Genomic DNA, 14,462 nt, shown 5'->3' on the forward strand with positions numbered 1-14,462 from the left:
ATCAGTTCCAAAGGCACTGCTCAAGGTTATTTTTGTAGCTTCTTTAATCCTTAAAGTTCCAGTAGTGGTTATTGGGTTGCAATTGCTAACTGTTGTAACGGTATATTCAAAATATCCAAATTCAGAAGGGGTACCGCTAATAGTAAGTACTCCTGATTCGAATTTCCCACTAACCCCATTCGGGAGATTGGTTACTATAGCATCCATTGAATTTCCTACAGCATAAGTAATAGGTTGTATCGCAATGTCTTCGCAAGCACTTTGTCCATCTGTACCCATTGCACTTGCTAGTGCGATAGTTGGAGGGCTAGGCATACTTACTGTAATTGGTGTAGTCTGGGTAATAACTCCTAAAGCATTTTTAACAGTTACGATATAAGCACCTGGAATTATATTTGTAAATGCTCCGCTACTGAAATAATCTGTTCCATTTATAGAATAGGTATTCCCTGTAGAAGAAGCATCAGGTACAACTGTAATGGTACCTGTTGGAGTTGAACATGTAGGTTGAGTGACATTAATTTGCAAGTCTACAACAGTTGTAGGTTTAACTTTTAAATCAAGTATTGAGTAACCATAAGTAGATTTTAATGGCTTAACAAGGGTGGCTTTTGCCTGAAATATAGGTAATGCTAAAAAGAGCATTAAAAAATAACCCCAACATAATCTTTTCATTTTCATTTCGGTAATTTAAGTATGCCAGCATGTTTGATCATTAAAAAAATGACACATTGTTGGTGGCGCAAAACTACCTGATAAAAGAAGGCTAAAAAATCATCTTTAAAGCTGATAATAATAATGTAGTTAACTAAAAAAGCTGCTTTATAGCAATAATAATAACTTTCTTAGAAAGATTAGTAAAATGGGAATCATCCTTATGGTTAGGTAGGAAAATTTAGCTAAAGCATTTTAAAGATGAATGCTTCACTTCGATTGATATTAAAAAGATGTGGATTGAATAATTAGAATCGGATAAATTATTATTATTTATGGAATATGATTTTAGTCTTAAGGTATCTTTAACAACTCTATTTAATTTAAGTTATTATTTCTCCCTATCTAAAATTTGTTGTACCAATTCTCTAAAATTAGCTTTCCTTTCATCAGGCACAGGTAAGCTGTCTAACGCGAAATTAGCTTCTGCTAAATACTTATTCATTTCTACTATTGCCAATTCCTTTATTTCATATTTATCGTACAATTGCTTAACTGCACTTATTTTATCGGTCTTATTATCAGTAATGCTTATGAGATTTTCTTTTTCTTGTTCATTAGCTAAGGACAATGTTTTTAAGTGCAGGAAAGTCTTTTTATTAGCAATAATATCACCGCCAACTTGTTTTCCAAATTTTTCGGGATTACCATATACATCTAAAATATCATCTTGCAATTGAAAAGCCACTCCTAAATTTTCGCCAAAATTATATAGTAATTCGGCATCAGCTGAACTTGCACCACCAACAATTGCACCCAATTTCATTGCACCACCTAATAGAACAGCCGTTTTAAGTCGGATCATTTCTAAATATTCTGTAATACTTACATCACTTCGTTGTTCAAATTCCATATCTAATTGCTGACCTTCGCAAACTCCTTGAGCGGTAGCATTAAATGTGTCTAAAACTGGCTTTAGTACATTTATATCTACTTTTGATAAGTGCTTATTTGACTCAACCATCATCACATCTCCACTTAAAATGGCATTATTATTTCCCCATTTTTCGTGTACGGTTTGCCTGCCACGACGTAAAGGAGCATTGTCCATTATATCGTCATGCACTAAGGTAAAATTATGGAAGGTTTCTATGGCTAAAGCCACATCTAGTGCTTTAGTAACTTCAGTAGTAAATAGTTCTGTAGCCATTAAAACCATTACTGGTCTTATGCGTTTGCCGCCTAAACTCATTATATAACGAATAGGTTCGTATAAATTTGCCGGGTGTTTTGGATATTCTATTTGAGGGATAGCTTTCTCTATTAATTCTTGTAACTGTGTAGAACTGTGCATTATTTAAGGGTTAGTCATGGTGCCAAAAGCTTGTTTGCTTTCCATCATTTTAATAAAAGAATCTTCTAACGTAGTTTGCTTCACTATAGGGTTATTTTTCCAAAATGTAGCATCGTATTTTATGGATTCTATTACGGTTTTATCTTTTGTTTTTCTATTCAACGCTTCAAATGGCTGATTTTTTAATTGATCATTAACCTTATATACAGTTAATAAAGAACTTATTCCAGAATTAAGTTCCCGACCTTTTACATTAAGGCTCATATTTAATTTTGTTGAAACACTTTCTAATACTGGAATTGGATGCTCATTTCCATTAAATGTAGCAATTGTAGTTACTATTGGGGGATACTTCAATGAAGCCTCACTTAGCTTAATTGGTAGATTAAAAACACTGTTCTCCAAGCGATATATTTTTGAATCATCCATGCCAATGTAATACGTAGAATTTACGTAATACAGGTTCTTTCTGAACTTTTTCAATTTACAAGTTACGACAGCAATTTTTTGATCTGCCTGCTCTATATATTTATCAATTACAAAATCATATTCATTCAAAGTTGCCAAATTTATAAATTTTCCACCTTTGTCAGGAAGTAAATATCCACTATAAGAAAAAGTTAGATAAGATTGATTATTCATCGAAAACGTAACTTTCTCATTCAGTTCGGCAAATCGACTTTGCTTTGCAACCCAACCTTGTATACGCTTAGTATTCCATTTTAAATCGTAAAACAATTCATACACCTGGCTAGCTTTATTGTTTACCGTAGTTAGTTGTCGATAAAAAGCGTTGGCATAAAAATTTACAGGTGCAGATTCTCTTGCCTTCTCTAAGGCGGCTTTCACAATTCTTTGACCTATGTATGGATCTATCGTAACTAGATTTAAGCTAATAGTTGCAGGTCTCAGCTTTATAGCTAGTTTTTCTATACTTTCTGTAAGAGTTAGTTCTGTAACTAGATAACTCACATGACTAAATCTCAGTTTTGCAGGATAAAAAGCAACCTTTAGTACAAAATCTCCATTCTCATTACTGACAGTTGCATCATTCGTACCTAAAACACCTACAGACACGAAAGGAATTCCCGCACCGGTAATCTCATCTGTAATTTTGCCTTGTATATTTTGAGCCTTAGCTTTAATTAAGAAGGCGAGGAGTAAAATGCAGATTAAGTACTTCTTCATCTAATTAGTCTTGTACTAGTGAAAAATCTATTTGACGCTTAGAAAGATCCACTTTTTTAACTTTTACTTGCACTTCATCTCCCAATTGGTATTTTTTATGTTTACGCTGACCAACAATGCAGTAATTTTTTTCATCCCAAACATAAAAATCATCAGTAATGTCTCTTAAGCGAATCATTCCTTCACATTTGTTTTCTGATATTTCTACATACATTCCCCATTCGGTAACACCAGAAATTATTCCTGTATAAATACTTCCAATATTATCTTCTAAATATTCGGCTTGTTTATATTTAATAGAGGCCCTTTCTGCATCAGAAGCACGTTTCTCCATGGCAGATGAATGAGAACTTGCTGTTTCATATTCTTCGGCATTAGCTGAACGCCCCCCCTCTAAATACAAAGCCAATAGGCGATGCACCATCACATCAGGATAACGGCGTATAGGGGAGGTAAAGTGTGTATAATGATCAAATGCTAAACCGTAATGACTGGTTTTTTTAGTGGTATAAATTGCTTTAGCCATCGAACGAATGGCTAATTGTGTTAACATATTTTGTTCTTTTTTACCTTCCACATCCTCCATTAAAAAGTTTAAAGATTTTGCGATGTCTTTATCAGTCTTAGTATTGATTTTATAACCAAAACGAGAAGCAAAAGCTGCAAAATTGTTTAGATTTTCTAGGTTTGGTGAATCGTGAGAGCGATAAACGAACGTGTATTTATTCTTTCCATTACCTTTTTTTGCAATAAATTCGGCTACTTTTTTGTTTGCCAGCAACATAAAGTCTTCAATTAGTTTGTGTGCATCTTTGCGCTCTTTTACATAAACACCAATTGGTTTTCCACGATCATCGAGTTTAAATTTAACTTCGGTACTTTCGAAACTAATGGCACCATTTTTAAATTTTCTATCGCGTAAAACATAAGCAAGCTCATTTAATTTTAATAGTTCTTCAGCGTAATCACCAGTTTTGGTTTCAATTACTTCTTGTGCTTCTTCATAACTAAAACGTCTGTCAGAATGTATGGTTGTTCTGCCAAACCATTCTGTTATAATATTGGCTTTCTCGTCCAATTCAAAAACTGCAGCAAAACACAATTTATCTTCATTTGGTCGTAAAGAACACACACCATTGCTCAGTCTTTCTGGCAACATTGGTATCACTCTATCTACCAAATAAACCGATGTAGCACGTTCGTAAGCCTCTTTATCTAATGCACTATTTGGCTTTACATAATGAGAAACATCTGCAATGTGAACACCAACTTCATAATTTCCATTAGGTAATTTTTTGAAAGAAATCGCATCATCAAAATCTTTTGCATCTGCTGGATCAATGGTAAAAGTCACTGTATCTCTAAAGTCCTTTCTTCCTTTTTCATTTATTTCAGCTTCGCTAACGGTTTCTGGAATGGCATTGGCTTCTTTTTCAACTTCAGGTGGGAAACTTAGAGGAAAACCATATTGAGCCAAGATGGCATTCATCTCGGTATCATTTTCGCCCTGTGTACCTAAAACATTAATAATTTTTCCAATCGGATTTTTTGCTCCTTCGGGCCAATCGGTTATGCTAACCTGCACTTTCTGACCATTTTTAGCGCCATTTAAATCGCTCAATGGCACGAAAATATCGTGCAACATTTTACGATCGTCTGGTATAATAAAAGCAAAACGCTCAGAAACCTTAGCTACACCAATAAAATCTGTCTTTGCTCTAGTTATAATTTCTACAATCTCACCCTCATTTCTACGCCCACTAGTTTTTTTACCAAAAACGTGAACTTTAACGATATCTCCGTGTAAAGCATTGCGAAGTTTACGTGGTGCGACAAAGATATCTTTCTCAAACTCATCGTCTGGCACAATAAAAGCCGAACCATCGGCGGTCATATCTACTTTACCAGTTATAAAAACTTTCTGGTCTTTTAATTTGAATTTACCGCGTTCTGGACGAATAAATAATCCATTTTCCGTCTGTTCTACTAATACTTCTAAAATCGTATCAACGGCAGCTTTATCACTTAAATTTAGCTTGGCAGCAACTTGTTTGTGGTTAAGTGCCACATTTTTGTTTTTCTCGAATATATCACTAATCAGTTGTATTAAAACGAGTTTGAATTGAGAATTTTTATTTTTTGCCATAGCTATTAATGTATCTTATCGAAGATAGTAATTGTAAGTTTACGTTGGGTTATTTTTTATAAGAAATAACGTTTCTATAACACAATCGACGGTTTCTTTTTGTTTGACAAAGCAAAGTCGTGTTGTTTTTGTTAGCTCCACTTTATGAAAAATAAAAAATAGTGCTAAAAACTTCCTTCGTCGTCATAACGTATTTAAAAGAAAGATCGAATGAAACATTTTTTACTAGCAACTATTTTATCACTTCCGTTTCTACCAGTTTTTGCACAAAAGGAGACCGATTCAGTCAATGAAAAGCAGCAAAAAGCAAATTTAGCCTATACATCTTTGTATAAAGAAAATAGCGAATTGTCTTATACTTCCCCATTTGGAGAAATAGGTGCACCGTCTAACTATGTAATTAATGGGAAATTGACCACAACATATATGATTTTGGGTTCGCGAAATTTTCCTGTTGCGCTCTCCATTAATCCTGATTTTACAGTAAGAGTACGAACTGAAAAGTCTGCTGGAGTGCGCACCCCAAGTTTTAGATTAGGGGGAGCTTTTTATGTGCGATTGACAGAAAGCAGTAAAAATTACAAGTATGCTGAATTGGGTTTTATGCATCATTCAAATGGCCAGGATGGAAAGGCTATTTTGCCAGATGGAACTATAAATACCAAAACTGGCAATTTTAACACCAACTATTTAATTGCATCGTATCGTTTTGGGTATTTTACAAGTGAGAAATCTCCAATAGGTACTTATTACTCTTATAACCATAGAATTGGATTAGAATGGCATAAATGGTTTAATTATGAGCCTGCGTTAAATGGAGATTATGGTTTTACTAGATTAAAATACGACTTCTCCTTTAGAGTGTATCAAACTTACAATGGACAAAAAGGTGGATGGAAAAAAGTAAGTACAAGAAACCCTAAAGGAATAAATACGTTAGAAAAAGAAATGTGGCGCTTTAATGGTCAGTTTTCTTATGCGCTTAATAAATATGCTAATACACACTTTTTCGAGCCAAAACGAAGGTTAAACATAGAGGGTTCTGTAAATTATAGTTTACCTTTTATGCAAAATGTTTTTCTAATGGCAAGCTTCGGCTATTATGGCGAAGATCCTTACAATATCTATTTTAAAGATAAATACGCCTATATGAGATTTGGAATTTCGAGCACATTTACGAGGTATATGCTTAAATAGCTATACTTTCTGCACCAGGAATAGCAGCTATTAGTTTTTTGGTATACTCGGCTTTTGGCGAATTATAAATTATTTCTGGAAAGCCTTCTTCTTCCACTTTTCCTTTATTCATCACAATCATTCGATCTGAGATATGTTTTACAACCGCTAAATCATGAGAAATGAAGATATAGGTTAAGCCAAATTCTTGCTGCAATTCTCTTAATAAGTTTAAAACTTGAGCTTGAACTGAAACGTCTAACGCAGAAACAGATTCATCACAAATAATAAATTTAGGCTGTAAGGCTAATGCTCTGGCAATTACAATACGTTGACGCTGTCCACCAGAAAACTCGTGCGGATAGCGGTCAAAATGCTCTGGATTTAAATTTACCTTTTCTAATAAATGTAAAACGTGTGCTTTACGTTCTTGATCATTTTTAAATACATGATGAACTTGCAAAGGTTCCATTATTGCATTACCAACAGTGATTTTAGGATTTAAAGAAGAGTACGGATCTTGAAATATGATTTGCACATCTCTACGCATTTTTCTTAAATCAGCTTTGCTGGCTTCGAGTAAATCAGTTCCGTTAAAAATAATTTTGCCTGAAGTAGGCTCTACTAAACGTAATATGCTTCTTCCTAAAGTTGTTTTACCACAGCCAGATTCGCCAACCAACCCTAAAGTTTCTCCAGGAAAAACATCAAAAGTAATATCATCAACTGCTTTTACATAAGAAGTCGCTTTACCAAATAATCCTTTTTTTATAGGATACCAAGTGCATAAATTCTGCACTTGCAATAAAGGCTTTTGAGTATATAATTCGTGTCTTCGTTGCTCAATTTCTTCGTTAGTGTAACTATTAATATCAAGCAAATGCCTAACGGCTATATCTTTATCTTCATTTAAAAAATCTGCAACAATAGGAAGTTTTTTTAAACGTCTTTGTGGTGCTGGTCTACACGCTAAAAGTCCTTTTGTGTATGGATGTTGTGGGTTTTTAAATAATTGCTTTGCTGGACCTTGCTCTACAATATTACCCTTATACATCACTAAAAGTTCATCGGCTATTTCGCTAATTACGGCTAAATCATGCGAGATGAAAATTAAACCCATGTTACGCTCGTTCTTTAAACGAAGCAATAAATCTAAAATAGTTTTCTGAACAGTTACATCTAAAGCTGTGGTAGGTTCATCGGCAATTAATAACTCTGGATTACAACTTAAAGCCATTGCAATCATTACCCGTTGCTTTTGTCCACCAGATAATTGATGCGGATAACTTTCAAAAATTTGCTCAGGGCGGGGGAGTTGGACTTCTTTAAAAAGTGCAATAGTTTGCTCTTTCGCTAATGCTTTATCTACATTTTGGTGCAACATAATCGCTTCCTGAACTTGATAACCACAAGTAAACACAGGGTTTAAAGAAGTCATTGGCTCCTGAAAAATCATGGAGATTTTGTTCCCACGAAAATTCCTTATTTCATGATCAGATAAATTCAATAAACTAATGTTATCAAAATCTATTTCCCCCGAAATGTTGGTGTTTTTCGAATCATGCAAACGCATGATAGAGAAAGAAGTAACAGATTTCCCGGAGCCAGATTCTCCAACAATACCTAAAACTTTGCCTTTTTCCAGTTTGAAACTAACTTTATGTACAGCTTCAGACCAAGTTTTTTCTTCTCGGTTATAAAATTCTATGGCGAGTTCTTTTACTTCTAACATTACTTTACTAAGGTAATATTTTCTGCTGAAATTGCATCTAATCCTTTAAAACGTAACAAAATTTGTGCAGTTGTAATTACATCTTTTTGACAGTAGGTTACAATGCGTTGTAAATCCTTTTCTTGATAGTATACATCTTTTACCATGCTTCCATCAATATCGTCTTTTGGAGTAGAGATATTAAAAATGGCTGCCAATAGGTTTAAAGAGGTGTAGTTTTTATAATCCCCAAATTTCCATAATTCCATAGTATCGAGATGGTTAATTTCCCAAGGTTTTTTGCCTGCTATTTCTAATTGAGGAGGAATTGGAATGCTATTCACTAACATTCTACGACATAAATAAGGAAAATCAAATTCCTTACCGTTATGTGCACACAACATTAAGTCTTTTGGTTGCTTAGAAAGTAATGCATTAAATTGATTTAAAACTTCTATTTCGTTATCGCCAAAATAAGAATTTACTCTGAAGTGTAGTTTCCCTTTATGCGTATGAAATAAACCTACGCTAATGCAGATAATTTTACCAAATTCGGCCCAAATGCCTGCTCTTTCATAAAAATCTGAGGGTGTTTTATCGTCTTTTCGAAGAAATTGTGTTTTGCTATCCCATAAGGACTGCATTTGTAAAGGCATCTGCTCAAAATATTCATATAATGGAATAGTTTCGATGTCTAGTACAAAAACCTTATTTAAGTTAACGTCTTTAAGCATAAGCGTCAATGTTTAGATGTAAATTTAAATAGGGAAATTGAAGATAGAGAAAATTATTGAGTTTATTCCCACTCTCTTTCGTCATTCCCAATTTAATTAGGGATCGTAATGCGATTTATAGCTTTGTGCTTTACGATTCCCGTTTTCACGGGAATAACTAGCTGGGTGTATAAAAAAAATCCCTCCCAATTTCTCGGAAAGGATTTAAATCTTTATTCTTTAAATTCTTAAGAAGTATAACCTAGAATTTTTAAAACCTGTTTGCTGTTTTGTTCCTCGCCAAACACTTCAAAATTGAAAGTTTCATCTCTATTTCTCCGAATAATAACATGTTTAGGGCTTGGTAATAAACAGTGGTGAATACCACCATAACCACTTAAAACTTCTTGGTAAGCGCCAGTATTAAAGAAACCTAAATACTGTACTTTACGCGTTTTCGGCATAAATACACTGTTCATGTGCGCTTCTTGGTTGTAATAATCCTGACCATCGCAAGTAATGCCGCCTAAGTTTACGCGTTCGTATTCGGCATCCCAGTTATTAATTGGTAAGAGGATATATTTTTGGTTCAACGCCCAAACGTCTGGTAGGTTAGTAATGAAAGAACCATCTAACATTAACCACTTTTCACGATCGTTTTGTTGTTTACGACCTAATACTTTATATAAAATGCCTGAAGCTTCCGCAACAGTATATTTCCCGAACTCGGTGATGATATCTGGTTCAACTACATCGTGCTCTGAACAAATTTCTTTAATCCGTTTTACGATTTCATTTACCATGTATTCGTAATCGAAATCAAATACCAAACTATCTTTAAATGGCATTCCACCACCAATATCAAGTGTATCTAATTCTGGATTAATCTTTTTAAACTTGCAATATAACGTTACGTATTTCTCTAATTCGTTCCAATAATAAGGAGAATCAGTAATACCAGAGTTGATGAAAAAGTGTAGTAATTTAACTCTGAAGTTAGGATTTGCAGCAATTTTATTGTTGTAAAAATCAATAACGTCTTCCATACGCACACCTAAACGTGAAGTATAGAATTGTGAATCTGGTTGTTCCTCTGCAGCGATACGAATCCCTAAATTACAAGGGGTATCCATCTCCACTTCATCATCATACAGATTAAATTCTTCTTTATTATCTAAAACTGGAATGATGTTTTTATACCCATCGTGCAACATATCAATGATATATTGTTTGTATTGATACGTTTTAAAACCATTACAAATTACGGTAATGTCCTTTGTTAAGGCACCTTTTTTCTCCAAAGCCTCAATCATTGGCATGTCAAATGCCGAAGATGTTTCTAAGTGGATTCCATTTTTTAAGGCTTCCTCTACAATGTGGCGAAAGTGAGAGCTTTTAGTGCAGTAGCAATATTTATAATCGCCACGGTAATTATTCTTGATGATAGCTGTTTGAAACAACAATTTTGCTTGTTGTATCTTCTTACTAATCATTGGTAAATAAGTGAAACGCAATGGCGTACCATAGGTTTCTATCATTTCCATTAAATTTAGATCCTGAAAATATAATTCATCGTCTATAACGCTGTAACCCTCTTGTGGAAAGCCAACACTTAGATCAAGAAATTCGGAGTAACTCTGCATTTATTTCAAATAATTTTTGCAAAAATGTAATTTTAAATCGAGAAACAATGTAGTAGTTTAAAATTATTCAGCATAATACCTAAAAGTTTTACGAAAAGGATATAATTGGTTAATAACATTTGAAAGCAGAAACTGTTTTTCATAGGGATTTCAGCCCTGATCCTAAGGACTCCTTTTGGAGCTGTACGTTTTACTCGCTATGCTCATGCTCACTGCCATCAGGTTTAGATTGGGCAAGGTAGAGGTGCTATTGGGGTTTGCTGGGTGCAAAAAAATAAAACTCCTTCGACAAGCTAAGGATGACAACTGACGAATTAATTAAACTAACCTTTTCTAAGGTATTTGGTTAAAATTACTATGGTTTGCCCTTCTACTTTACCTTCAATTTGTTCAATGTTATCATGCACCAAGCGAATGTTTTTCACAACAGTGCCTAATTTTGCACTAATGGTAGAACCTTTAACATCTAACGTTTTAATTAAAACAACGGTATCGCCTTCAAGTAAACGTGTGCCATTACTATCTTGATGAAATTCTACTGTTCCATCTTGCTCATGGTCGCCAGTTTTTTTAGCCCATTCCAATGTTTCATCATTAAGGTATAAAATATCTAAACTATCTGCTGCCCAACCTTCGTTTCTTAATCTGCTCAACATTCTCCAAGCTACAACTTGTACTGGCGCAAACTCCGACCACATGGTTTCGGTTAATATTCGCCAATGCTCAGGATTAATTTGCTCTGTTTTTTCAATTTGGTCTAAACAAGTTTTACAAATTACAATGCTATTATCTGTATTGGCATTACTTGTAGGCGGAACTTCGTAACAAGATAAATTAGAATCAGCTGTGCATAATTCACATTGATGAGTAGAGCGTGTTAATAATTGTTCTAATAAAGACATTGAATTTAGATTTACTGCGAAAATACTAAATTAATTTAAGGAAGTTTGAAGAGTAGGAGCTATTGCAATTTTAGCACTACACCATACGTTTTATCTTTAATTTCTGTTTCAGATACAATTTCGAACTTGTAGGTAACGTTATCAGCTTTCACTGTGATCAAACTGCCACTAATTTTATACGTACCCCGCCACCAAATATCTCCGCCCGGTAATATATCAGCAACACCATCTGGTTTTAAAGTGAGGTGCCAACCTGAATTATAGGGGAAACCAGAATCTCCATGATCTACCTGCAAAAACACTTTTTCTTGGTCAACTGTGAGCTGATCTTTCTTGCAGCTACTTAATAAGAGAGTAGCACTAATAAGAAGAAAGATAAAAGTTTTTAGAGTGGTGAATTTCTGGTTCATCTTTTATGAATTAGTTTAGGTTTATAAGGACTATACGTTTGCCTATTCAAAAACGCTACACTTAAATTTCTACTAATTTGATAAGACGACAGAACTCGATTACTTAACCGGTAAATGTATTTCTGCTAACATACATCTTGCACTGCCACCACCATTTTTTTCTATGGTATATAAAGGGGCATAAATCAATTTGCAATGTTTTTCTAATGCAGTTACCTGTTCTTTTTTTAAGGACAAATACGCTTGTTCCGACATCACTAATAGGTGCTCTTTATTTTTGTTTTCAATTTGAAGCATATTGCCCGCAAAATGATTCATCTGATCAAAGCTAATTTCTACTATTTCTTTGCCAGTACTGCTTAAACTTTGTTTTACATTTTCTTTTTCCTGTTGATTAGGAATTGAATCAAAACAAATCACTGCAAATGTATCACCAATGCACATCATCACATTGGTATGGTAAATTGGGAAACCCTCAGAATCTACTGCATTAAAAACTAGAGGGGTATATCCAGTTTTTTCACAAAAATCAGCCAACACCTTTTCATCCATCCGTACCGATTTACACGCATAAGCTATGTTATGCTCACGATCTAAAACTAAACTTCCTGTACCTTCTAAAAATATGTGTTGTGTTTCGTATGTGCTTAAATCTGTGATTTTATTGATGGTGAAATGAGTGCCAATTGTTTCTATAATATCTTCTCTCCGCTCTTTACGACGGTTTTCTGAAAACATAGGGTACAGGATAACCTCGCCGTTTGCATGAAAAGAAACCCAATTATTAGGGAAAATAGAATCGGGTGTTTCTGGTGTTAAGGTATCGTCAATGACAGTTACATCAACTCCATTTGATGTTAATAGCGCTACAAAACCATCAAATTCTTTTAAGGCTTCGTTTTGTACATCACCCTGTGCAGATGCTTGTTGAAACTTATTGTTGACCGCCGTTTGTGCATTGAATTTAAAATCAACTGGACGGATCATTAAAATATGGTTGGTTGTTTGCATGCTTATGGTTCAATTGTTCATTAGTTCAATCGTTTAGTTGTTCAATTGTTCATTAGGTCAATTGCATATTTATACGCCCAACCCAATGAACTAATGACTAATGCACTAAATCATCTCTCAAAATCGGGAAACTCATACAGTGAAATCCTCCACGAGCTCTAGATAATTCGGCTGAAGGCATTAAAATTAAGGTGTCAGTTATTTCATCAGCAGTTGTTTTTCCACTTTCCAGGTCGTTAATTAAATCTTTAACATTTACCACGTTAAATCCATTGCTTTTAAACGCCTCAACCGTTTTATCATTACGATCGTAACCCAATACAACACCTTCTTTAATCGCTAATAAATTACAAGAATCTGTCCATTGCTCACGAGCATCGTAAGGAAACACACCGCTACCGCTATAAATAAATTTAGTTGGTGTTGTGCTTTTCAAGTCCTTTTTACTGATATCTTCAAAAAGCTCCTCCATACTTTTATAATGTTTTGGAGCGCTCTTATCCTTATAAAACTGAATGATTTCTGTCTGTTCCTTTGGCTCTGGTTGCACTAAAAAATCAATCGGATTTTGTTGCTTGTTTTCCTCCACGCTAGCAATAGAATGCAATAATACCCACGTATCTCTTTTCACTTGCGTAAACACAGTATCCAAATGCATAAAATCTCTTTTGTTCGGAATACGCACTACGGTAACCTTTTCTACCACATTGTTATCGAACAACAGTTTCATGGCTTCATTTGCACCATAAGGCGAAGTACGTTCGCTACAACCAATCAATACATGGTTTTTGCTAATCATCATTACATCGCCACCTTCTAAGGTAGTTCTGTTTTCCAATTCTTCTCCCGGACGTAAAAAATGGTGCTCGCCATCAGGGATTTCTAAGATATTGTCTCTATAATTTTCGAATAAGTTATGGTTGAAGAAGATGTAACGCATCAATAAACTTTCACGTACTCTTGCTTTTTTAGCCGGTTTATTTAATAAAATGAAATTGTTGATGGTCGTACCAACATCTCTCGTAAAAATCAAATTCGGAATAGGAGAGAAGATCATTCTTCCATCTGGTAAAGAGCCTGAAATTAATGTTTTTGCTAATTCTTTTGGATCGGTATCAATTAATTGAAGTTGCAATTTATACGTACAACCTTCTATTGCACAAACAGAGGCTGCCAATTTCTTCCTAATGGTAGTATCTGCTAAAATCTCAGCAAGTAATTGCTGAAGTTCAATCACATGGGTCGAAGCATGGAAATCTTTGCTGTCTGGTTTAAAGAAATTTCGTTCAGCTTTTTCTGAATCAATATGTGTTAGTTTTCCTTTTATCTTTTCCGGATCTAAGAAATACATTAACAACTTGATGTAATAATCGTATTCATCTTTGCGAATGGTATCTAAATGAACAATATCTTCAAAAAGCCAGTCTTGTGCTTTAGAAGGCACTACTTTACCTATTCCACTATCAGGACTATGGATCAGCAATTTACGTAACCTGCCGATTTCGGAATTTACATTCACTTTAAAATTTTCGTTTTGTCCGCTCATATATTGGT

At 34.4% G+C, this 14,462-nt stretch carries 12 protein-coding genes; 1 reads left to right on the top strand and 11 read right to left on the bottom strand.

Annotation, left to right across the window (positions count from 1 at the left end; translation table 11 throughout):
* From WC622_RS10915 to rnr, 4 genes are all read right to left on the bottom strand, one after another.
* Window positions 1–681: hypothetical protein (locus tag WC622_RS10915; RefSeq protein WP_372819722.1), on the bottom strand; the 681-nt coding region annotated here is incomplete at its 3' end.
* Between the two features lie 364 nt (window positions 682–1,045).
* Entirely contained in the window at window positions 1,046–2,008 is a 963-nt protein-coding gene (locus tag WC622_RS10920; RefSeq protein ID WP_372819723.1) for a polyprenyl synthetase family protein, read from the bottom strand.
* A gap of 3 nt (window positions 2,009–2,011) precedes the next feature.
* Entirely contained in the window at window positions 2,012–3,196 is a 1,185-nt protein-coding gene (locus tag WC622_RS10925; RefSeq protein WP_372819724.1) for a carboxypeptidase-like regulatory domain-containing protein, read from the bottom strand.
* Window positions 3,197–3,200: 4 nt separating this feature from the next.
* Entirely contained in the window at window positions 3,201–5,342 is a 2,142-nt protein-coding gene (rnr, locus tag WC622_RS10930; RefSeq protein ID WP_372819725.1) for a ribonuclease R, read from the bottom strand.
* Between the two features lie 210 nt (window positions 5,343–5,552).
* On the opposite strand from rnr, the gene WC622_RS10935 reads away from it, so the two are divergent.
* On the top strand, window positions 5,553–6,539 hold the full coding sequence (locus tag WC622_RS10935; protein WP_372819726.1) for a hypothetical protein: 987 nt from the start codon (window positions 5,553–5,555) through the stop codon (window positions 6,537–6,539).
* Here WC622_RS10935 and WC622_RS10940 read toward each other — a convergent pair.
* From WC622_RS10940 to WC622_RS10970, 7 genes are all read right to left on the bottom strand, one after another.
* Complete coding sequence (locus tag WC622_RS10940; RefSeq protein WP_372819727.1) at window positions 6,532–8,250, bottom strand: ABC transporter ATP-binding protein; 1,719 nt, start codon at window positions 8,248–8,250, stop codon at window positions 6,532–6,534. The two genes, WC622_RS10935 and WC622_RS10940, sit on opposite strands and share 8 nt — an antisense overlap.
* Entirely contained in the window at window positions 8,250–8,963 is a 714-nt protein-coding gene (locus WC622_RS10945) for a 3'-5' exonuclease (protein WP_372819728.1), read from the bottom strand. The genes WC622_RS10940 and WC622_RS10945 overlap by 1 nt, the downstream gene beginning before the upstream one ends.
* A 227-nt stretch (window positions 8,964–9,190) precedes the next feature.
* On the bottom strand, window positions 9,191–10,585 hold the full coding sequence (locus WC622_RS10950; protein WP_372819729.1) for an arginine decarboxylase: 1,395 nt from the start codon (window positions 10,583–10,585) through the stop codon (window positions 9,191–9,193).
* A 323-nt stretch (window positions 10,586–10,908) separates the two neighbouring features.
* A complete protein-coding gene (locus tag WC622_RS10955) occupies window positions 10,909–11,487 on the bottom strand; it encodes a PhnA domain-containing protein (protein WP_372819730.1) in 579 nt (192 codons plus the stop codon).
* A 59-nt stretch (window positions 11,488–11,546) separates the two neighbouring features.
* On the bottom strand, window positions 11,547–11,897 hold the full coding sequence (locus WC622_RS10960; protein ID WP_372819731.1) for a hypothetical protein: 351 nt from the start codon (window positions 11,895–11,897) through the stop codon (window positions 11,547–11,549).
* A 99-nt stretch (window positions 11,898–11,996) separates the two neighbouring features.
* Window positions 11,997–12,908, bottom strand: a complete 912-nt coding sequence (gene ctlX / locus WC622_RS10965) for a citrulline utilization hydrolase CtlX (RefSeq protein ID WP_372819732.1) — start codon at window positions 12,906–12,908, stop codon at window positions 11,997–11,999.
* A 97-nt stretch (window positions 12,909–13,005) separates the two neighbouring features.
* Complete coding sequence (locus WC622_RS10970; protein WP_372819733.1) at window positions 13,006–14,454, bottom strand: arginine deiminase family protein; 1,449 nt, start codon at window positions 14,452–14,454, stop codon at window positions 13,006–13,008.
* Window positions 14,455–14,462: the final 8 nt, after the last annotated feature.

It is taken from the genome of Pedobacter sp., assembly GCF_041662865.1.
In the GTDB taxonomy this organism is placed as follows: Bacteria; Bacteroidota; Bacteroidia; order Sphingobacteriales; family Sphingobacteriaceae; genus Pedobacter.